The 21,807-nt window shown below is 70.8% G+C and carries 6 protein-coding genes; 2 read left to right on the plus strand and 4 right to left on the minus strand.

Features of this window, described 5'->3' with window-relative positions; translation table 11 throughout:
- Positions 1–26 precede the first annotated feature (26 nt).
- A complete protein-coding gene (locus AB0I43_RS26125) occupies positions 27–1,052 on the plus strand; it encodes an SDR family oxidoreductase (RefSeq protein WP_356973739.1) in 1,026 nt (341 codons plus the stop codon).
- Here the strand turns inward: AB0I43_RS26125 and AB0I43_RS26130 are convergent.
- The 3 genes from AB0I43_RS26130 to AB0I43_RS26140 form a co-directional block, all read right to left on the minus strand.
- Positions 1,049–2,296: an Nramp family divalent metal transporter gene (locus tag AB0I43_RS26130; protein WP_356973738.1), complete on the minus strand. Its 1,248-nt coding sequence runs from the start codon at positions 2,294–2,296 to the stop codon at positions 1,049–1,051. The genes AB0I43_RS26125 and AB0I43_RS26130 overlap by 4 nt on opposite strands.
- Before the next feature lie 100 nt (positions 2,297–2,396).
- Positions 2,397–3,389, minus strand: a complete 993-nt coding sequence (locus AB0I43_RS26135) for an alpha/beta hydrolase family protein (RefSeq protein ID WP_356974107.1) — start codon at positions 3,387–3,389, stop codon at positions 2,397–2,399.
- A gap of 145 nt (positions 3,390–3,534) precedes the next feature.
- Complete coding sequence (locus tag AB0I43_RS26140) at positions 3,535–20,313, minus strand: amino acid adenylation domain-containing protein (RefSeq protein ID WP_357432737.1); 16,779 nt, start codon at positions 20,311–20,313, stop codon at positions 3,535–3,537.
- Positions 20,314–20,556: 243 nt separating this feature from the next.
- Between AB0I43_RS26140 and AB0I43_RS26145 the strand changes: the two genes are divergently transcribed.
- On the plus strand, positions 20,557–21,234 hold the full coding sequence (locus tag AB0I43_RS26145; RefSeq protein ID WP_356973736.1) for a hypothetical protein: 678 nt from the start codon (positions 20,557–20,559) through the stop codon (positions 21,232–21,234).
- 4 nt (positions 21,235–21,238) lie between these two features.
- On the opposite strand, the gene AB0I43_RS26150 is transcribed toward AB0I43_RS26145, so the two are convergent.
- The gene (locus tag AB0I43_RS26150) at positions 21,239–21,736 is read right to left on the minus strand and encodes a hypothetical protein (protein WP_356973735.1); all 498 of its coding nucleotides are present in this window, start codon (positions 21,734–21,736) and stop codon (positions 21,239–21,241) included.
- Between the last annotated feature and the right edge of the window lie 71 nt (positions 21,737–21,807).

Here is a 21,807-nt window from a genome sequence, read left to right on the forward strand (position 1 = left end):
GAAACGCCAGACTATGTTCACTGGCTATGACTTACCTGGTTACCGGAGCAACTGGGTTCATCGGTCGATTCTTCATCCCTGAGCTGCTGCGGCGCCAGGGCGATATTCACGTCCTGGTGCGGCCGGGGATCGAGTCCGCGGATCGCTTCGCCGCGTGTGCCGCCGAATGGAACGCGGGCGACCGGGTGCGGCCGGTGCACGGCGATCTGGGCGCACCCAACCTCGGCATCGACCCGCGGTGGCTGGCCGAGCAGCGCGGGAGGATCGAGCACGTCGTGCACCTGGCCGTGGGGTACGACGCGCGCGAGCCCGGCGGCGGCACCCGCAATGTGGTCGACGCCGCCGTGGATCTGCGGGCGGGTCTGCTGCACCACGTCTCGACGGTCGACGTCGCGGGCACCAGCGAGGGCGTGTTCACCGAGGACATGTTCGAACTGGGCCAGGCCCTGCCCAAACCGGCGCAGCGCGCTCGCTACGACGCCGAGAAGATCGTGCGCGAGGCGCCGCTGCCCTGGCGGATCTACCGGCCCTCCCTGGTGATCGGGCATTCCGAGACCGGTGAGATGGACCGGATCGAGGGGCCCTACTACTTCTTCCGGCTGCTGCGGATGGCCGCGCAGCTGCCGCGGCTGCTGCCGGTGATCGCGCCGAAACTGGGCGAGACCAACATGGTGCCGGTCGATTTCGTGGCCCGCGCACTGGACCACATCGCGCACACACCGGGCGCCGACGCCACCACCTTCCATCTGGTGGACCCGCGCCGGTTCAGCGCGGCCGAAGCGCTGAATCTGTTCGCCGACGAGGCCGGCGCACCGCATCTGGTCGAGGTCATGCCGAAGCCGACTCTGGCCCTGACCCTGCGGGTGCCGGGCGCGAACTGGCTGCTCCCCCGGGTCGGCGTGCCGCTGGAAGTCCTGGAGCACAGCGAGTTCAGTTGCCGCTTCGACTGCCGCAACACCACCGAGGCGCTGGCCGGCACCGACATCAAGGTGCCGCCGCTGGACGCCTACGCCGCGCGGATCTGGAAGTACTGGATCGAGAACTGGGTCTAGGCCCCGGTGACCGTCAGGTAGATCAGCACCACGTTCAGCACGCTGATGACGCCCGCGACCAGCCAGGCCAGCGCGGTGGTGACCCGATGGTTGACATCGGCGCCCATCAGCACCCGGTCACTGGTGAAGCGCACCAGCGGAATCAGCGCGAACGGGATGCCGAAGGACAGCACGACCTGCGAGATGATCAGCGCGCGCGTCGGATCGATGCCCGCGGCGAGGATCGCGATGGCCGGGATCAGGGTGATCAGGCGGCGCAGCAGCAGCGGAATCCGGCGCTGGATCAGACCTTCCATGATCATGGCCCCGGCGTAGGCGCCGACCGAGGTGGAGGCCAGGCCGGAGGCGAGCAGGCCGATGGCCAGCAGCAGCGCGGCGATCGGGCCGAGCGCGTCGCGCACCGCGGCGTGCGCGCCTTCGAGGGTGTCCACGTTCTCCCGGCCGCGCAGGGTGTTCGCGGCCATCAGCAGCATGGACAGGTTGACGGTGCCCGCGAGCACCATGGCCAGCCCGACGTCGACCTTGGTCGCCTTGAGCAGCCGCACCCGCAGCGGGCCGCGCTGCGGGCTGCCGTGCCGGTCGCGGGCCAGGCCCGAATGCAGGTAGACCGCGTGCGGCATGACGGTCGCGCCGATCATGGCCGCCGCGAGCAGCACACTCTCGGCGCCATCGAACCGTGGCACCAGGCCGCCGAGGGTGTCCGACGCCGAGGGCGGTGCGATCACCACGCTCGCCAGGAAACCGACCGCGATGACGGCGAGCATGCCGGTGATGACGCGCTCGAAGGGCCGCTGCCCGCGCCGATCCTGGACCAGCAGCAACACCATCGACACCACGCCGGTGATCAGTCCGCCGACGATCAGCGGCAGATCGAACAGCAGCTTCAGCGCGATCGCGCCGCCGACGACTTCGGCCAGATCGGTGGCCATCGCGACGGTTTCGGCCTGCCCCCAGTAGGCCAGGCGCACCGGCCGGCTCGCCCGGTCCCGCACCGCCTCGGGCAGCGACATGCCGGTGACCAGCCCGAGCTTGGCGGATAGGAACTGCACCAGCCCGGCCATCACGTTGGCCATCACGATGACCCACACCAGCAGGTAGCCGAATTCGGCGCCCGCGCTGATGTTGGACGCGACATTGCCCGGATCGACGTAGGCGATGGCCGCCACGAACGCCGGCCCGAGCAGCGCGAAGAACGAGCGCGCCCGCCGGGTGGCGGATTCCGGCGCCCCCACAGTTGTACTCACGGAACAGAATTTTACGGGTTACCGAACTTTATGTTCAGCTTACCCCCGAAAAACGAACCGCCCTGGTCACGAGGGGTGACCAGGGCGGCGTCGCGGAGAATCAGAGCCCGAGCCCCCGAGCCAGCACCGGCCACGACTGGTGCAGATCGTCGTTCCAGTAGCCCCACGAGTGGGTGCCGGTCGGGCGGAAGTTGAACGTCGCCGGGATGCCCAGGTCGTTCAGCTTGTTCTGCAGGTTGTGCGTGCAGAAGTTGGTACCGGCCTCGATGACGCCGCCGATCAGCAGCTGATTGGCCAGACCGTAGGAGCCGGGCAGCGCGTACTTGCCGTCGAGGGTGTCGTACGGGCCGGGCAGGCCGGTGCCGGTGGAGATGTAGAGATCCACCCCGCGCAGGCCCTCGGCGTTCACGTACGGATCGTTCTTCACCCAGTCCGCGGAACCCTGTGGGCCCCACATGTTGTCGGTGTTGCCGCCGCCCCAGGTCTCGACGGTGAGCTTGACGAACTCCGAGCCGACCGGATCGGAGGTCTGCGCGCAGCCGCTGTAGGCGGCGGCCGCCTTGTACAGGCCCGGCTTGGCGATGGGCAGCGCCAGCACCGTGGTGCCGGAGGTGGACAGACCCGAGATCGCGTTGACGCCGTTGGTGCCCAGGGCGCCGTCGATCAGCGGCGGCAGTTCCTCGGTGAAGAACGTCGTCCACTTGTTGCGACCCAGCGTCGGATCGTCCTTGATCCAGTCGGTGTAGTAGCTCCACTTGCCGCCGATGGGCTGCACGACGTTGACGTTCTTGTCGCCGAGGAAGGTCAGCGCGTCGGTCTTGGCGTTCCAGGAGGCCTGGTCTTCGCCGCCGCCGGCGCCGTTGAGCAGGTACAGCACCGGGCGCGGCACCGAGGCGTCGGCGGGGCGCTGCACGTCGACCGGGATGGTCTTGTCCATCGCCTCGGAATAGACGTGCAACCGGATGTTGCGCGCGTCCTTGATCTCGGCCTTGGTGATCTTCGAGCCGTCCGGCGCGACCGGGTTGGCCAGCAGCGCCTTGTTGTCGATCACCGGATCCACCGCCGCCGCCGGTGAGACGCCGAGCCCGGTCATGACACCCGCGAGCACCGCGGTGGCCGCGATCATCGCCGCGGCCCGTGGGCCCCGGCGCCGGTTGGTTCGACGAATCACTTTGCACCTACTTTTCTTCAGCGATGGGAAATGTGCACAAGTCAGAGCAACGCGCCCACCATACGGCCTAGCTGTTCGGGACAACAGAGGTCACGTCCGCGCCCTGGGCTCCGCGCAGCAGTTTATCCAGAATCGGGCCGATCTCGCTCAATGCCTCCGGCTGGGTCATGAATTCGTGTTTCGCCGCGATCGGATGATCGACGACCTCGGCCGCGTACGGCCGCCACGCCGCGATCACGTCGTGCGAACGCCGCTCGTCGGCGGCGGCGCGGAAGTACTCGATCGTGCCGTCGAAGACGCCGGGCTCGTAGTCCTGGGTGAGCCCGACCGAGCGCATGGCGCTGGTGTAGACCCGCTCCAGCCGTTCCCGGGTCATGCCGAGCATCTCGGCCGGGATCTGCGCGTACAGCTTTTCGAAGTCGGCTTCGGACAGCACGTCGAGCTGATCGATGTCGAGCCCGGTGAGGCCGAGTTCGGCGAGCATCTCGGCGGTGGACGTGCGCCAGGTGGTGAGGTCGAAGCTGTGGTCGCTGTCGAGCAGCGCCAGCAGGGCGACCTCGCGGCCCGCGCCGCGCAAGCGCACCGCGATCTCGTGCGCGAGCACACCGCCCAGCGACCAGCCCAGCAGCCGGATCGCACCGCTGGGTTGTGCGGCCACGATCTCGGCGGCGTAGCGCTCGGCCATGGCGTACAGCGACGCCGGCGGCGGACCGTCCTCGGACAGCGCCGCGGCCTGCACGCCGATGATCGGCCGCTGCTCGTCGACGTACTGGGTCAGACCGGTGTAGCACCAGGCCAGGCCGTACATCGGGTGGATGCAGAACAGCGGTTCGGCGGTGCCGTGCGCGCGGATCGGCAGCAGCAGACCCAGCGCGGCGGCCGAGTCGACGTCGTAGTCCAGGCCGCCGTCCTGGGCCTCGGCGATGCGCGCGGCCAGAGCCCGCACGTCGGAGCCGAGGAAGAACGACTGCACCCGCAACTGCACCCCGGTGCGGCTGCGCAGCAAGTGCACGGCCTGGTTGGCGACCAGGCTGGTGCCGCCCAGCGCGAAGAAGTCGTCGTCGAGGCCGACCCGCTCCAGGCCGAGCACCTCCTGGAAGACTTCCGCGACGGCCCGCTGCACGGCGGTCACCGGCGCACGGAAGGCGCGGGCGGTGAACTCCGGTACGGGCAGCGCCTTCCGGTCCAGTTTGCCGCTGGCGTTGAGCGGCAACCGGTCGAGCACGACCACCACCGCGGGCACCATATAGGCCGGCAGTCCGCGCCGCGCGTGCGCGAGCAACGCGGCGTCGTCGACGGCCCGGCCCGCCGCCGGCACCACGTAGGCCACCAGCCGGGCCGGATCCTGGACCACCGCGACGGCCACGTGACCGACCGAATCATCCTGGCGCAGTACGGCTTCGATCTCGCCGAGCTCGATGCGCTGACCGCGGATCTTGACCTGGAAGTCGGCACGGCCGAGGTATTCCAGGCCGCCGCGGGCGAGCCGGACGATATCGCCGGTGCGGTACAGCCGCTCCCCCGCAACGTACGGACTGGCCACGAAACGCTCGGCGGTCAGCGCGGGCGCGCCCAGATAGCCGCGCGCCAATTGCACACCGGCGACATACAATTCGCCGGGCGCGCCGACCGGGACCTGCCGCAGCTGCCGATCCAGCACGTAGACCCGGGTATTGGCCACGGGCGTGCCGATCGGCACGGCGGCGCCGGTGTCCGAGGGCCGGGTCCAGTAGGCGGTGACCACCGTGGCCTCGGCGGGACCGTACCAATTGTGCAGCGCGCCGGGCAGGGCCGCGCCGAAGCGCGCGACGGTGCCCCCGCTCAGCGCCTCACCGGCGGCGAACACCCGGGCCGGCGTCGGCGGCAGTTCCGCGCCGAGTTCGAGGAACGCGTCCAGCATGGACGGCACGAAGTGCACCGTGCTGATCTGTTCGGCGGCCATGATCTCGGCCAGGTAGCGCGGATCACGGTGCCCGTCGGGCGCCGCGACGACCAGGCGCGCACCGGTCTGCAAGGGCCAGAACAACTCCCAGGTGGAGATGTCGAAGGTGATCGGCGTCTTGTGCAGCACCACGTCGTGGCCGTCGTGCGGGTAGGCCGACTGCGCCCAGCGGAACTGGTTCACCATCTGCCGGTGGGTGATCATCACACCCTTCGGGCGGCCGGTCGAGCCGGAGGTGTAGATGACGTAGGCCAGGTTCTCCGGGCGCGGTTCCGGCAAGTCCATCGGGACCGCCGGCAACGCGGCGATGTCGAGAACCTCGGTGCCGGTGCCGGTTTCGAAGCCGTCCGCGGCGGTGGTGAGCACGAACCGCGGACGCGCGCTGCCGAGCACGTGGTCGTTGCGCTCCACCGGGTGGTCGGGGTCGACGGGCACATAACCCGCCCCGGATTCCAGCACCGCGTAGATCGCCACTACCAGATCGATGGACCGGCGCATGGCCACGGCGATCAGGGTTTCCGGGCCCGCGCCGCGCTGGACCAGCGCACCGGCCAGCGTGCGGGCGCGGTAGCGGAGTTCGGAGTAGCTCAGCGTCTCCGCGCCGAAGGTGACGGCCGGCGCGTGCGGTGTGCGCACCACCTGCTCGTGGAACAGCGAGACCAGGGTGGCGTCGGCGGCCAGCGCCGGCGCCTCGGTGTCGTTGAGCGAGGCCAGGATTCGGCTCTCGGCGGACAGCAGCAGGGTGGTCTCGGCCAGGGTGCGCTCCGGCGCGGCGACGAACCCGGTGATCAGCATCCGCAGCCGCTCGGCCACGGCGGCGGCGACGGCGTTGTTCAGCAGCGACCGCTGGTGCAGCACCTCCACGTGCAGCCGGGTGTCGAGATTGATCAGCACGGTGAGCGGATAGTGCGTGTAGTTCACCGCTTTCAGGTCGGCGATGGCCATGCCGTCGATGCTGTTGCCCGCCTGGGCCAGCCCCTCGGTGTCGACCGGGTAGGACTCGAAGGCCATCAGCGAGTCGAACAGATTGTCCGCGCCGATGCCGCGCTGGATGTCGGCCAGGCCGACATAGTGGTGGTCCAGCAGCGCGGCCTGTTCGGATTGCAAGCGGCGCACCAGGTCCCGGGCCGTCCAGCGCGGGTCGAAGCGCACCCGCACCGGCAGCGTGTTGACGAACAGGCCGACCATCTCGTCGACGCCGTCCAGCTGCGGCGGCCGCCCGGAGACGGCCGCGCCGAACACGGCTTCGTCCCGGTCGGTGCAGCCGGCGATGACCAGCGCCCACGCGGCCTGCACGACCGTGTTGACGGTCACGCCCGCGCCGGTGGCGAACGCGGACAGCGCCGTCGTCTCCTCCGGGGTGAGCTGGAACTTGGTGGAGCCCACGCCCTCACCGGGCGCGAGCGGGGCGGGCAGCGCGGGCGCCAGCGGCGTCGGCTCGAGGCCGGCCAGCGCCTCGGTCCAGGCGCGCAGCGACGCGGCCGGATCCTGGCGCGACAGCCACGCCAGGTAGTCCCGGTAGGGCCGCACGCGCGGCAGCACCGTCGCGTCGCCGCGGGTGGCGTAGAGCGTGAGCAGGTCCTTCATCAGCAGCGGCATCGACCAGCCGTCGACCAGCAGGTGATGGGTGGTCAGCGTGAGGAAGCTGCGCCCGGACAGCGTGCGGTGCATGGCGAACCGCACCATGGGCGCGACCGCCGGGTCGAAGCGGCGCTGCTGCTCGGCGGCGAGCACGTCGGCCAGCTGCTCGTCGGGCACGCCGTCGATGGCCTGCCACGGCACCTCGACCTGCTCCAGCACCAGTTGCACCGAGGTGCCGTCGGCGGCGGTGACGAACGCGGTGCGCAGGTTCGCGTGCCGGTCCACCACGCCCTGGGCGGCGCGCTGCATCCGGTCGATGTAGATGCTGCCGGTCAGCTCCAGCGTGAACTGGACGATGTAGTCGTCGCTCTGCGGGATCTCGGCCGCGCCGGTGAGTTCGGTGAGGAACAGCAGGCCCGACTGCAGCGGCGAGAGCGGAAGGATGTCCGACAGGGTGGGATGCGCGCGCTGCCAGGCGTCGATCTCGCCCTGGCCGACGTGCACCAGCGGCACGTCGGACGGCGTGAGACCGCCCGAGGCCGGGTGTTCGGCGTGCCAGGCCAGCGCCTCCAGCGCCGAGAGCCAGTCCTGGGCCAGCTCCCGCACCTGGGTCTCGCCGATGATCTCGGCGGCGTAGAGGAACGTCACGTCCATGCGCGGGCCGTCCACACCGTCGTTGACGATGGCGTTGATGTCGATCACCGCGCCCGCGGGCATGGCCTCGTCCTGATCCGGATTGTGCTGTCCCGCTTCGCCGGTCGGCATCCAGCCCAGGGCGGTCAGGCCCTCGGGCACGCCGCCCGCGGAGACCCGGCCCAGGTAGTTGAAGCTGACCTGGCCGAGGTGGTCGGGCAGTTCGCCGCCGGCCTCGGGGTCCAGGTGCCGCAGCAGGCCGTAGCCGATGCCCTTGTCCGGCACGGCGAGCAGCTGTTCCTTGATCGCCTTGATCGCGTCGCCGGTGGCTTCGCCCCCGTCGAAGGCGGCGTCGATGTCGACCGCGCCGAGGTCGAGCGCGACCGGGTAGACGTTGGTGAACCAGCCGATGGTGCGGGTGAGGTCGCTGCCGGGCAGCACCTCTTCCTCGCGGCCGTGGCCTTCGAGTTTCACCAGCGTGGCCGGGGCCCGCACGCCCCGGCGGGCCCGCCAGGTGTACATCGCCAGCGCGAGCGCGGTGAGCAGGCCGTCGTTGACGCCGCCCCGGTAGAGGGCGGGCACCTTGGTCAGTACGGTCTCGGCGACGGCGGTAGGCACCTGGATCTGTACCCGCTCGACCGTGTCCTGGGTGTCCACGGCCGGATCCAGCGCGCGGCTGCCCAGCAGCGGATCCGGGGTCGCCAGCACGGTTTTCCAGAAGTCGAGTTCGTGGCGGCGGGTGGCGGCGAGGTCGGCCAGGCCGTGCGCCCAGCGCCGGAACGAGGTGCCGTTGGCGGGCAGGCTGACCGGCTCGCCGGCCGCGCGCTGCGACCAGGCGACGGCGAGGTCCGGGATGACGATGCGCCAGGAGACGCCGTCGATGGCGTAGTGGTGCGCGGCCACCGCGAGCAGGTCGCGGGCGTCGGGCCGGTGCAGCCAGGTGAACGCCAGCATCTTCGCCGCGCCCGGATCCAGTTCCGAGACCGTGGCTTCCATCGCCTGGGCGGCGATCCACTGCAGGTCTTCGTCGCTCACGCCGGCCGGCACGTCGGTGCGGGTGATCAGGTCGGCCATCTTCAGCGCGCCGGTGGGCAGGGTTTCGAAGACCCACTGTCCGTCGACGTGCTGGACCCGGGAGCGCAGGACGTCGTGGTGATCGACCACCGCGGCGATGGTGTCCACCAGTCCGGCCTCGTCGATGTCCTCGGGCAGGCCGAGCATCATGGACTGGAAGAACCGGTCCAGCACGCCGTAGCGCAGGTAGCCGGCCAGCACCGGTGTCAGCGGCACCCGGCCGACGCCGCCGCCCGGAAGTTCTTCCAGCACCACCGCTTCGGCGGCCTGCGCGGCGACCTGGGCCAGCCCGGCGACGGTGCGCTGCTCGAACACATCGCGCGGGGTGAAGACGATGCCCGCGGCCTTGGCGCGCGACACCAGCTGGATGGACAGGATGCTGTCGCCGCCGACGGCGAAGAACGAATCCTCCACCCCGACCTGCTCCAAGCCGAGCACCTGGGCGAACAACTCGGCCAGGCGGGCCTCGATCTCGCCGATCGGCTCGCGCGAGACGGTGGTCGCGAAGACGGGCTCCGGCAACGCTTTCCGGTCCAGCTTGCCGACCGGGGTGAGCGGTACCGCGTCGAGCACCATGATCGAGGACGGCACCATGTAGGCGGGCAACCGCTCCTCGACGTGCGCGGTCAGCGCGGCGAGATCGATCGAACGGCCCGGCGCGGCAACGACATACGCCACCAGTGTGGCCGCGCCCGCCGCGTTCTTGTGGCCGACGGTGACGGCGAAGTCGACGGTCTCGAACGAGGCCAGGGCGGCGTCGATCTCGCCGAGTTCGATGCGGAAGCCACGGATCTTCACCTGGAAGTCGGAGCGGCCGACGTATTCGACCTCGCCGGTCGGCGTCCAGCGCACGACGTCGCCGGTGCGGTACATACGCTCGCCCGGCAGATACGGGTGCGCCACGAACCGCTCGGCGGTGAGGCCGGGGCGGGCGTGATAGCCGCGCGCCAGCTGGATGCCCGCCAGGTACAGCTCACCCGCGACGCCCACCGGCACCGGGCGCAGCCCGGCGTCGAGAACCAGCGACTGCATGCCGCGGATCGGGCCGCCGATGGTGACGGTGTCACCGGGGGTCAGCGGGTCGCTGATATTGGTCATGATCGTGGTCTCGGTCGGACCGTAACCATTGTGGAACGCGCAACCGGGCAGCGCGGCAGCCCATTTCGCGACCAGTTCCGGCGGGCAGGCCTCGCCGCCCGCGACCACCGCGCGGAAGCTGTCCAGACCGGCCGGATCGAAGGTGGCCAGCGCGGACGGGGTGATGAACGCGTGCGTGACGCGTTCGGCGCGAATCAGCTCGTAGAGTTCCTCGCCGCCGTACATGCGCGGCGGCGCGACCACCAGGGCGCCGCCGCGCACGAGGGCGAGCAGGAACTCCAGGATCGAGGCGTCGAAGCTGGGCGAGGCGAAATGCAGTGCCCGCGAATCGGAGTCGAGGTCGTAGCGCTCCAGCTGCTCGACGCTGAAGTTGGCCAGGCCGGCGTGGGTGACCAGCACGCCCTTCGGGACGCCGGTGGAGCCGGAGGTGTAGATGACGTAGGCCGGGTGCGCGGGGCGCAGCGGCCGGACCCGGTCCGCGTCGGTGATCGGGCCGCGCTCCAGGTGATCGGTGTCGAGTTCCTCCAGCACCAGCCAGCGCACCGTGTCGGGCAGGTCCTCGCGCACGGCGGCGACCGTGATGCCCAGGGCGGAACCGGAATCGGTGACCATGTGCGCGATACGATCGGCCGGATAGGTCGGGTCCACCGGCACGAACGCGGCGCCGGTCTTGGCGACCGCCCAGGCCGCGAAGACCGAATCCGCCGAACGCGGGATGGCGACCGCGACCAAGTCCTCGGGGCCGATCCCCGCACCGATCAGCAAGCGGGCCAGGCGATTCGAGCGTTCGTCGAGCTCGCCGTAGGCCAGCGTGCTGCCGCCGGAGATCACCGCAGGGGCGAACGGGTTGATCGCCGCGGCCTCGGCCAGCAGCTCGGGCAGGGTGCGCGCCGGCACCGCCGGCTTGCCGGTGCGCGAGATCAGGTCCGCGCGTTCGGCCGGGTCGAGCACCTCGATGGCGCCCACGGCGATCGCGGGATCGGCGGCGATCGCCGCCAGCACCCGCTGCCAGCGCTCCGCGATCGCGGCGGCGGTCGCCGCGTCGTAGAGGTCGGTGGCGTAGGACAGCCGGCAGGCCAGGCCCTCGGGGCTCTCGTACACCGTCACCGAGAGGTCGAACTTCTCCACCTCGGGATCGAAATCCACGGTGCCCGCGGTCAATCCGGGCAGTTCGAAACTACCGCCGGGCAGGTTCTGGAAGGCCAGCATCACCTGGAACAGCGGGGTGCGCGCGGTGGAGCGCTCGGGGTCGAGCACATCGACGAGGCGCTCGAACGGGATGTCGGCGTGCGCGAACGCCGCCAGGTCCGTCTCGCGCTGCCGGGCCAGCAGTTCGGTGAACGACTCCCCCGGATCGATGCTGCTGCGCAGCACCACGGTGTTGACGAACATGCCGATCAGGTCGTCGATCGCGGCGTCGCCACGACCCGCGACCGGGGTGCCGATGGCCACGTCGTCGGCGCTGGACAGCCGCGACAGCAGGACCGCGAGCGCGGCGTGCACCACCATGAACAGGGTGGCGTTCTGGGCGCGCGCGAGGTCGGCGAGCGCGGCGCGGGTCTGCGTGCCGACCACGAAATCGACCGCGCCGCCGTGGAAGCTGGGCGTGCCGGGCCGCGGGCGGTCGCCCGCCACCGTGGATTCCTCGGGCAGGCCGGACAATTCGCGTTCCCAGAACGCGATCTGCTTGGCGGCCTGCGATTCCGGGTCGTCCTCGGAACCGAGCACCGCGCGCTGCCAGACGCTGAAGTCGGCGTACTGCACCGGCAGCGGGGCCCACCCCGGCGCGGAGCCGTGCGCCCGCGCCGCGTAGGCGCCCATGAAATCGCGGGTCAGCGGACCCATCGACCAGCCGTCACCGGCGATGTGGTGCACCACGAACACGATCACGTGGTCGTCGGCCTTGCCGTCCACGCGCAGCAGCGCGACCCGCAGCGGCACCTCGATCGCGACGTCGAAGCCGGTGTCGACCAGAGCGGTGACGCGCTCGATCAGGTCGGCGGCGGGCACGTCGAGCGGGGTGAGCGACGGAACGGCCGCCGCGGCGGGCTGAATCGCCTGGATCGGCCCGCCGGTGCCCGACTCCGGCTGCGGGTAGAACGTGCGCAGGATCTCGTGCCGGGCGATCACGTCCCCCAGCGCCTGCTTCAGCGCGTCCAGGTCGAGTGCGCCGGTCAGGCGCACGGCGACCGGGATGTTGTAGGCCGCCGAGGCGGTGTCGAACTGGTTCAGGAACCACATCCGCTGCTGGGCGAGCGACAGCGGAATCCGTTCCGGCCGTGGCCCGGCCACCAGCGCCGGCCGCCCGTCGGCGGCCTCGGCGGAACTCGCCAGCCGGGCGGCCAGCGCCTCGACGGTGGGCGCCTCGAACAGCAGGCGCACGGGCACCTGCGCGTCCAGGGCGGCCGCGAGCCGGGCGGTGACCCGGGTGGCGCTGAGCGAGTTGCCGCCGAGCGCGAAAAAGTCGTCGTCGACGCCGACCTGCTCCAGGCCGAGCACCTCGGCGTACACCTCGGCCACGGTCTGCTGCTGACTCGTCACCGGCGCCCGGTACAGCGAGGTCTCGAAGACCGGCTCCGGCAACGCTTTCCGGTCCAGCTTGCCGACCGGGGTGAGCGGGATCTCGTCGAGCACCATGATCGAGCTGGGCACCATGTGCGCGGGCATGCGCTGCTGGGCGTAGCCGGTGAGCTCGGCGACCTCGACGGTCTGCCCGGCTGCGGCGTGCACGTAGGACACCAGCATGATCGTGCCGCCGGCCGACTTGCGGCCCACGGTGACCGCGAAGTCCACCGAGTCGTGCTCGGCCAGCACGGCGTCGATCTCGCCGAGTTCGATGCGGAAGCCGCGGACCTTGACCTGGAAGTCGTTGCGGCCCACGAACTCGATCTCGCCGCCGCGGGTCCACCGCACGACGTCACCGGTGCGGTACATGCGCACACCGGGCAGCCACGGGCAGGCGACGAACCGGCTCGCGGTCAGCCCGGGGCGGCGATGGTAGCCGTTGGCCAGCTGATCACCGGCGATGTAGAGCTCGCCGACCACACCGGCGGGCACCGGGTGCAGGCGCTCGTCGAGCACCCACTCGGTGACGCCGCGGATGGGCGCGCCGATGGTCAGATCCATCCCCGGGGACAGCGGCTCGCTGAAGTTGACGATGATCGTGGTCTCGGTGGGGCCGTACGCGTTGTGGAACTGCCGCCCGTCGATGGCCCAGCGGCGCACCAGATCCGGGGACCAGCTCTCGCCGCCGGTGTAGACCGCGCGCAGGTCGGTCAGCCCGGTCGGGTCGATCGAGGCCAGCGCCGCCACGGTGAGGAACATGTGCGTAACCCGCTGGGCGCGCAGCAGTTCGGCCAGATCCGCGCCGCCGTAGACGTCGGTCGGGACGATGACCATCGTGCTCGCCGCGCCGGTGGCGAGCAGCAGCTCCAGCACCGCGCCGTCGAAGCTCGGCGTCGCGGCGTGCAGGGTGCGCGATTCCGGTGTGAGCGTGAACCTTTCGCGCTGTTCGGCGCTGTAGCCCGCGAGACCGGTGTGGGTGACCGCCACGCCCTTGGGCACGCCGGTGGACCCGGAGGTGTAGACCAGGTATGCCACATTGGCCGGGCGCAGCGGGCGGACCCGCTCCCGGTCGGTGACGGGCGCGGCGCTGTGCCGGGCGACGTCGAGGGTGTCGAGTGGCAGCCACTCGATGGCCGCGTCGACCGCCGGCAGGGCGGCCGATTCGACCGTGAGGCCCAGCGCCGCACCGGAATCGGTGAGCATGTGCCCGATGCGCTCGGCCGGATAGTTCGGGTCCACCGGCACGAAGCCGGCACCCGTCTTGGCCACCGCCCAGAACGCCAGCACCGATTCGATCGAGCGCGGTACACCGACGGCGACCAGGTCACCCGGGCCGACGCCGCGGCCGATCAGCTCGCGCGCGATCCGCGACGAGCGGGCGTCCAATTCGCGGTAGGTCAGCGAATCCTCGCCGTACTGCACGGCGACGCGATCCGGCTCCCGCGCGGCGGCCGCGGCGAGCAGTTCGGGCAGCGTGCCGGTGTCGGTGACGGCCGGTCCGGACATCCGGGCCAGCCGATCGGCTTCGACGTCGGAGAGCAGCCGCAGATCGCCGACCGCGGTGGCGGGATCGGCGACGATCTCGCGCAGCAGGCGGACGAATCGTTCGGCGAAGGTCCGGATGGTGGCGGCGTCGAAGATGTCGCGGGCGTAGCCGAGCTGGCCCGCCATGCCCTCGGTGCCGCCCGAACCGCCCTCCGCGATGGTGAGTTGCAGGTCGAAGCGTTCGATGTCGACCGGCGCGTCCAGACCGCGAATGCTCAGCCCGGGCAGTTCGAAATCACCCGCCGGCAGGTTCTGGAACGACAGCGCGACCTGGAACAGCGGGGTGCGGCCGGTGGAGCGCACCGGCGCGAGCACGTCCACGAGCTGCTCGAACGGGATGTCGGCGTGCGCGAAGGCGGCCAGATCGGCCTCCCGCTGCCGGGCCAGCAGCCCGGCGAAGGATTCGGCGGGATCGAGTTCGCTGCGCAGCACCACGGTGTTGACGAACATGCCGATCACATCGTCGAGTTCGGCGGCGCCGCGACCGGCGACCGGGGTGCCGATGGCGACGTCGTTGCGGCCGTTCACGCGGGCCAGCAGCACGGCGAGCGCGGCGTGCACCACCATGAAGACGGTGGCGTTGGCGGCGCGGGCCAGCTCACGCAGGCCGTGGTGGGTGTGCGCGTCGACCCGGAAACTCACCGACCCGCCCTGATAGGACTGGGTGGCCGGGCGCGGGCGGTCCAGCGGCAGCGTGGATTCCTCGGGCAGCTCCGCGAGCGTGCGCTGCCAGAAGCCGAGCTGGTCGGCGGCGGTCGACTCCGGGTCGGCGGCATCGCCCAGCAGTGCTCGCTGCCACAGCGTGTAGTCCGCGTACTGCACCGGCAGCGGCGGCCAATTCGGCTCGGCGCCTTGCGATCTGGCTGCGTACGCGGTCATCACGTCGCGGGTCAGCGGGCCCAGCGACCAGCCGTCGGCGGCGATGTGGTGCACGACCAGCAGCAGCACGTACTCGGCCGGGCGTTCGGCGATCTGGAACAACCGCATCCGCACCGGCACCTCGGCGGCGACGTCGAATCCGGCGGCGGCGAGTTCGGTGATGCGTTCGTAGAGCTCGTCCTCGGGGACGACGACCGGGCCCAGCTCGAGGGCGGCGTCGGCCGGGGCCAGGATCACCTGGGTCGGGCCGTCGGCGGACTGCGGGTAGACGGTGCGCAGTGTCTCGTGCCGGACGACGATGTCGGCGGCTGCGGCGCGCAGCGCGTCGACGTCGAGGTCACCGGAGAGCCGCACCGCCACGGGCAGGTTGTAGGCGGCCGCAGCTGGGTCGAACTGGTTGAGGAACCACATCCGCTGCTGGGCCAGCGACAACGGGATCGGATCCGGGCGCGGGCCCGCGACCAGCGGCGGACGCCCGTCACCGCCGGTGACCTCGATCCGGGCGGCCAGCGCCGCCACCGTGGCGGCCTCGAAGATCAGCCGGACCGGCAGGCGGGTGTCGAAGGCGGCGCCGAGCCGGGCCGCGACCCGGGTGGCGTTGAGCGAGTTGCCGCCCAGGGCGAAGAAGTCGTCGTCGCGGCCGATCCGCTCGACGCCGAGGACCTCGGCGAAGACCTCGGCCACCGCCGCCTCCATCGCGGTGGCGGGCGCGGCGAAGGCCGTGGTCTCGAAAACCGGTGCGGGCAGCGCTTTGCGGTCCAGCTTGCCGGAGGTGTTCAGGGGCAGCTCGGGCAGCACCATGACGGTCGCGGGCACCATGTAGGGCGGCAGCCCCTCGGCCAGCGCCGCGCGGAGCTCGATCGGGTCCGGGCTCGCCCCGGGCACCGCGACGACGTAGCCGACGAGCTGATCGCCCGTCGGCCCGGTCGCGACCAGGACCACGGCCTGGCTCACCGAAGCCTGTGCCAGCAAAGCGGTTTCGATCTCGCCCAGCTCGATGCGCTGACCACGGAACTTCACCTGGAAGTCGGTGCGGCCGATGTACTCCAGCCGGTGCGGCGCGTCCCGCCACAGCACCAGATCACCCGTGCGGTACATGCGCTCACCGCGCCCGAACGGACTGGCCACGAACCGATCCGAGGACAGATCCGGGCGGGCCACATAGCCGCGCGCCAGCTGCGCACCGGCCAGATACAACTCGCCCGCCACCCCGGCCGGGACCGGCTGCAACCGCGCATCCAGCACATAGACCTCGGTGTTCCACTGCGGCACACCGATCGGGACCGTGCGCACATCGGCCACCGACGCCGGCCAGTAGGTCACCGACACCGCGGCCTCGGTCGGGCCGTACAGATTGTGTAGCGGCGCACCGGAGATGGTGCGCCAGGCGGTGACGGTCTCCGGGGGCAGCGCCTCACCGATGACGAACACGTGGCGCAGCGCGGGGTAGGCGTCGAAGTAGCGTTGCGGGGAGTCCTCGCGCCGGCCCGGGGAGCGTCGTGTCCCGTCGGCGGCGAATTCGGCGGTGTGGGTGGCGAAGACGGTGAGCATGGAGGGCACGAAGTCGGTGGCCGTGACCCGCCCGGCGATCAGGCTCTGCTGAATGTATTGCGGGTCGCGGTGCCCGTCCGGGGTCGCGACGAGCAGTCTCGCGCCGGCCCGCAACGGCATGAAGAAACCCCACAGCGACACATCGAAGGTGGTGGCGGTTTTCTGCAGGTAGACGTCCTCGGGGCCCATCGGGTACTCGGCCAGCATCCAGGTGATCTGGTTGTGGATCGCTCGGTGGGTGATCGCGACGCCCTTGGGGCGCCCGGTCGAGCCGGAGGTGAAGATGACATAGGCCAGGTGCTCGGGCCGGATCGGGCCCGAAAGTTCTTCGGGGCGAACGGTTGCGGTGTCGAAGCCGGACAGCTCGACGGTATCGAGCAGGACGGTGGCCAGGCCGGCGGGCAGCGCCGCCGCGGTGTCGGTGGTGGCGAGGACGCAGACCGGCTGGGCGGTGTCGAGGATGTGGCCGATGCGCTCGGCCGGGTGATCGGGATCCAGCGGCACATACGCACCGCCCGCGGTGAGGACCGCGTACATGCCGACCACTAGATCGATCGAGCGCCGGATCGCCAGGCCCACCAAGGCTTCCGCGCCGACACCGCGCGAGATCAGCAGGCGTGCCAGCTGATTGACGCGTGCGTCGAACTCGCGGTAGGTCAGCGCGGTGCCTTCGTATTCGAGTGCGACCGCATCCGGGTGGGCCGCGACCGCTTTCCGGAATCCGTCGAGCAGTAGTTCGGGGGCGATCTCGCGGTAGGTGTTGTTCCAGCCCAGCACGATTCGGTTGCGCTCGGCCGGCTCCAGCACCTCGATGGCCCCGACGGGACGCAGCGGATCTGCGGCCACCTTGTCGAGCAAGCGGGTCAGCCGGTCGGCGAACTCGGCGACGGTGGGTTCGTCGAACAGGTCGATGGCATAGGTGAACAGCGCCGACAGACCGGCGGGCGCGCCGTCGCGCTCCTGCGGGACCATGGTCAGCTGCAGATCGAATTTCGCGAGCGCACCGTCGAAATCGACGACCTCCGCGGACAATCCGGGCAGCCGCAGGGTGGCCTGCTCCATGTTCTGGAAGAACAGCGCGACCTGGAACAGCGGATGATGGGCCTGCGAGCGGATCGGATCGAGGATCTCCACCAGCCGCTCGAAGGGCAGCTCGGCATTCGAGAACGCCGCCAGATCGGTCTCCCGGGCCTGTGCGAGCAGGTCTTGGAAGGACGCGCCGCGATCGATCCGCGTGCGCAGCACCAGGGTGTTGACGAACATGCCGATCAGGTCGTCGAGCGCGCGTTCGCCACGGCCCGCGACCGGCGTGCCGATCGCGATGTCGTCGGTATTGGACAGGCGCGCAAGCAGAGTCGCCAGCGCGGCGTGCACCACCATGAACAGCGACGCGCCCGATTCCTGGGCCAGCTCGTCGAGCCGCTGGTGCGTCTCGGCCGGAATCTCGAAGCCGAACACCGCGCCGCGCCCGGTCGCGACCGCGGGCCGGGGCCGGTCCGCGGGCAGATCGATCCGCTCCGGGACACCCGCCAAAGCCGTTCGCCAGTAGGCGATCTGCGCGGCGGCGATGGACTGCGCGTCCTGCTCGTCACCGAGGATCTCCCGCTGCCACAGCGTGTAGTCCGCGTACTGCACCGGCAGCGGCGCCCAGCCCGGCGCCGCGCCGCCGACCCGGGTGGCGTACGCGGTCATCAGGTCGCGCACCATCGGCGCGACGGACGCGCCGTCGGCGGCGATGTGGTGCACCACCACGATGATCACGTGCTCGTCGGCGCTGAACCGCGCCAGGCCCATGCGCAGCGGCACCTCGGTGGTGACGTCGAAACCGGTGAGCGCGTAGCCGAGCAGCCACTCCTGCAGCTCGTGCTCGGCGACCGGCTGCGGCGTCAGATCCGGCAGCACCCACAGGGTGGGCTGGATCGACTGGTAGCCGGTGCCGTCGTCGGCCGGGTAGATCGTGCGCAGCGACTCGTGCCGGTCGATCAGGTCGGCGACGGCGGCCTGTAGCGCTTCGACCCGCAACTCGCCCGAGAGCCGGATGGCGAAGGGAATGTTGTTGGCCGCCGACTCCGGGTCGAAGCGATTGAGGAACCACATGCGCTGCTGGGCCAGCGACAGCGGGATGCGCTCGGGGCGCGGCATCGGCTCCAGGACGCGGCGCGCGCCCGAACCCTCGAATTCGCGCAGCCGCTCGGCCAGCCGGGCGACGCTCGCGGCCTCGAAGAGCAGCCGCGCCGGGATCTGCGCGTCCAGTTCGGCGCCGAGGCGGGCGATGGCCCGGGTCGCGATCAGCGAGTTGCCGCCCAGGGCGAAGAAGTCGTCGTCGGCGCCGATCGGCTCTTCCAGGGCCAGCAGGTCGGCGAAGGTGGCGGCGACCAGCGTTTCGAGCCGTCCCGCCGGCGCGCGGAACTCGCGGGTGCGCAGCTGCGGCGCGGGCAGGGCCGCCCGGTCGAGTTTGCCGACCGGGGTCAGCGGGATCTGCTCGAGCACGGTCAGGGTGGTCGGGACCATGTGCTCGGGCAGTCGCCGCCCGGCGAATTCCAGCAGCTCTTCGGCATCGATGCGCTGCCCGTCGGCCGCGTGCGCGTAGGCGGCGAGAATCGTTGCACCCGTGTCGAGTTCGTATCCGAGGGTGACCGCGAAGTCGACGGCCTCGTGCGCGGCCAGCACCACGTCGATCTCACCCAGCTCGATCCGGAATCCGCGGATCTTGACCTGGAAGTCGTTGCGGCCCAAGTACTCCAGTTCTCCGGCGGGGTTCCAGCGCACCAGGTCACCGGTGCGGTAGAGCCGGGAACCGTTGGCATCGAGGGGATTCGCCACGAAGCGCGCGGCGGTGAGCGCGGGCCGGCGGTGGTAACCGCGGGCGAGTTGCGCACCCGTGATGTACAACTCGCCGACCACTCCGCTGGGAACCGGCGTCAGCCGGTCGTCGAGCACATACTCGGTGATCGCCCGGATCGGGCCGCCGATCGTCACCGTCTCACCGGGCACCATCGGCGCGCTGATGTTGGTCATGATCGTGGTCTCGGTCGGACCGTAGCCGTTGTAGAACTCGCGCCCGGATCCCCAGCGCCGCACCAACTCCGGCGGGCACGCCTCACCACCGGCCACCACCACCCGGAACTCGTCCAGCCCGGCCGGGTCCACCGACGCCAGCGCCGCGGGCGTGATGAACGCGTGGGTCACCCGCTCGCGCCGCAGCAGCGCCGCCAGCTCGGCTCCGCCGTACACCGTCGGCGACACCACGACCATCGTCGCGGCCCCGCCGACGGCCAGCAGCAGTTCCAGCACCGAGGCATCGAACGACGGCGACGCGAAATGCAGCGTGCGCGACTCGCTGGTCACCCGATAGCGGTCGCGTTGCTCGTCGCAGAAACTCGACAGGCCCGCCTGGGTGACCACCACGCCCTTGGGCTTACCGGTCGATCCCGAGGTGTAGATGACATAGGCGGGGTGCTCGGGCCGCAGCAGGCGCACCCGGTCGCGGTAGGTGACGGCGTCGGCCGGCTGCGCGGCGAGCGCGTCGGCCACCTCGGGATGGTCCAGTTCCAGCCAGGACAGCGCGTCCGGGAGCCGGTCCCGCTGGGCGGTCAGCGTCAGGCCGAGCACCGCGCCGCAGTCGGCCACCATGTGCTCGATCCGGTCCTGCGGATAGTTCGGGTCCACCGGCACGAAACCCGCGCCAGTCTTCGCGACGGCCCACACCGCCACCACGGACTCCAGCGAGCGCGGCACGCCCACGGCGACCAGATCCTCCGGTCCGACGCCGCGCTCGATCAGCAGCCGCGCCAGCCGGGTGGACTGGGCGTCCAGCTCGGCGTAGGAGAGGTGGCCCAGAGTTTGCCCGGCGTCGGCGAAGCGCACCGCGACACCCCCGGGGTTGGCTTCCACCGCGGCGCCCAGCAACTGCGGGAGCGTCTTGACGCGCGACCGCTGCACGCGGGCGGCCGGGCGCGACCTGGTCGGCCGGGTCATTCGCACACCGGTCCTGTCAGCACGTACCGGCAACTCGAGTCGACCCGAACCATGAAGCAGCTCACCCTATCTATCCAGCTAGTTAGTCGACAATCCGTGCTCCCCCGCACCGCGACTATCTGGAACAGCATCGTAGAGACACCTCGCGCTTGTTACCAGAATCGCTGACCACGCCCATTCCTCGAGATGTCCGGCCGAGCGTCGCTGCCCCGCAATCGCGGTTGCCACTGGCATGCTGAGACGGTGAAAATTCGGACACTTGGCAAGTCATTGCTGCTCTGCACCGGATTGCTGATCTCGGCCTGCTCCACCGGCGGCGGTGGCGGTCCCGAGGCCGGGCTGGTGCTGACCGAATCCGATTTTCCCTCGGGTGAGAAGAAAATGGTCATTCCCGATGACCAGGTCCGGGACCGGATGAACGACGTGCTGTCGGTGCAGGCCATCGACTCCGTCACCCCCGCCGAGTGCCAGAACCGGGTCGAGGACATGACCGACCAGGCGAGCAAGGTCACCGCCGACGCCGGCTTCGCCGCGGCCTCCGGCGGCACGCCCCCCTCGGTCTACTTCGAGGCCGTCTCGGACGCGAAGGTCGACCTCGCGGTCTTCACCACGGCCGTGGAGAAATGCCCGAACATGCAGGTCGCCAGCACCAGCCCGGACCGCCAGCGCCTGTCGTCGAAGGTCACCCTGGAACCCCGCAAGCTGCCGGCCGGGCTGGACGGCGTCGACGCCGTGGCCTACCGCACCACCACGGTGTCCTCGGTGCCGGGCTTCGGCGCGTTCACGATCAAGGCGTATCTCGGGTGGGCGCGCGTCGAGAACAAGACCGTCGCGATCCGGGCGGCGGTGCAGACCGCCAATTTCGACGAGGCGGCGGCCGAGAAGTTCTTCGTCGCGGCGGTCGACAAGGTCCGCAAGTAGCAGGTCAGCGGTACTGGTCGGCCAGTTCCGGCAGGTGCGGCGCGGTGGCGGCCTGCTCGCGGGCGTAGGCCTCGAACGCGGTCCGGGCCTGATCGAGGGTCATGCCCAGCGCGGTCTCCACGAAGACCCGATCGCCGCCGACCAGGATGAAGTCGTCGGTGGAGATCAGGACCGCGGCCATGTGGTCGGGCGAGGCGAGCAGGACGTCGGCCTTGCCGGGCCAGGGCCAGTTCGGGATGTCCTCGAGGTTGGCCAGCACCGCCTGATCCTCTTTGCTCTTGCCCTGCCGCTCGGTGGTCAGGCAGTAGACCTGCTCGTACCCGGCCCAGGAGAAGGCGTTCAGGATGTGCGCGCCGCCCGGGTCGCTGCCGAGACTGCCGACCGCGTGCCCCGGGACGACGAAGCGCCCGGAGCGGGTGGCCCATGCCGGGTCGAACTCCCGGGCGGAGGCCAGGAAGTGCCCCCGTAGCCCGGTGCGTTCGTCCTTGCTGAGATTGTGCACGCCGCCGCCTTCCTGCTGGAGTCCGCACCGGAACGGCCATCGAACCATGCGGTACGCACCAGGTCCGGCAC

Source organism: Nocardia sp. NPDC050435 (assembly GCF_040655395.1).
Classification (GTDB): Bacteria; Actinomycetota; Actinomycetes; order Mycobacteriales; family Mycobacteriaceae; genus Nocardia.

Excerpts from the sequence above, each read along its gene's own strand:
- AB0I43_RS26135 (WP_356974107.1), bottom strand. The coding sequence starts at position 3,389 with ATGACCGGGCTCGGCGTCTCACCGGCGGCGGCGGTGGATCCGGTGATC.
- AB0I43_RS26140 (WP_357432737.1), bottom strand. The coding sequence starts at position 20,313 with ATGACCCGGCCGACCAGGTCGCGCCCGGCCGCCCGCGTGCAGCGGTCG.
- AB0I43_RS26125 (WP_356973739.1), top strand. The coding sequence starts at position 27 with ATGACTTACCTGGTTACCGGAGCAACTGGGTTCATCGGTCGATTCTTC.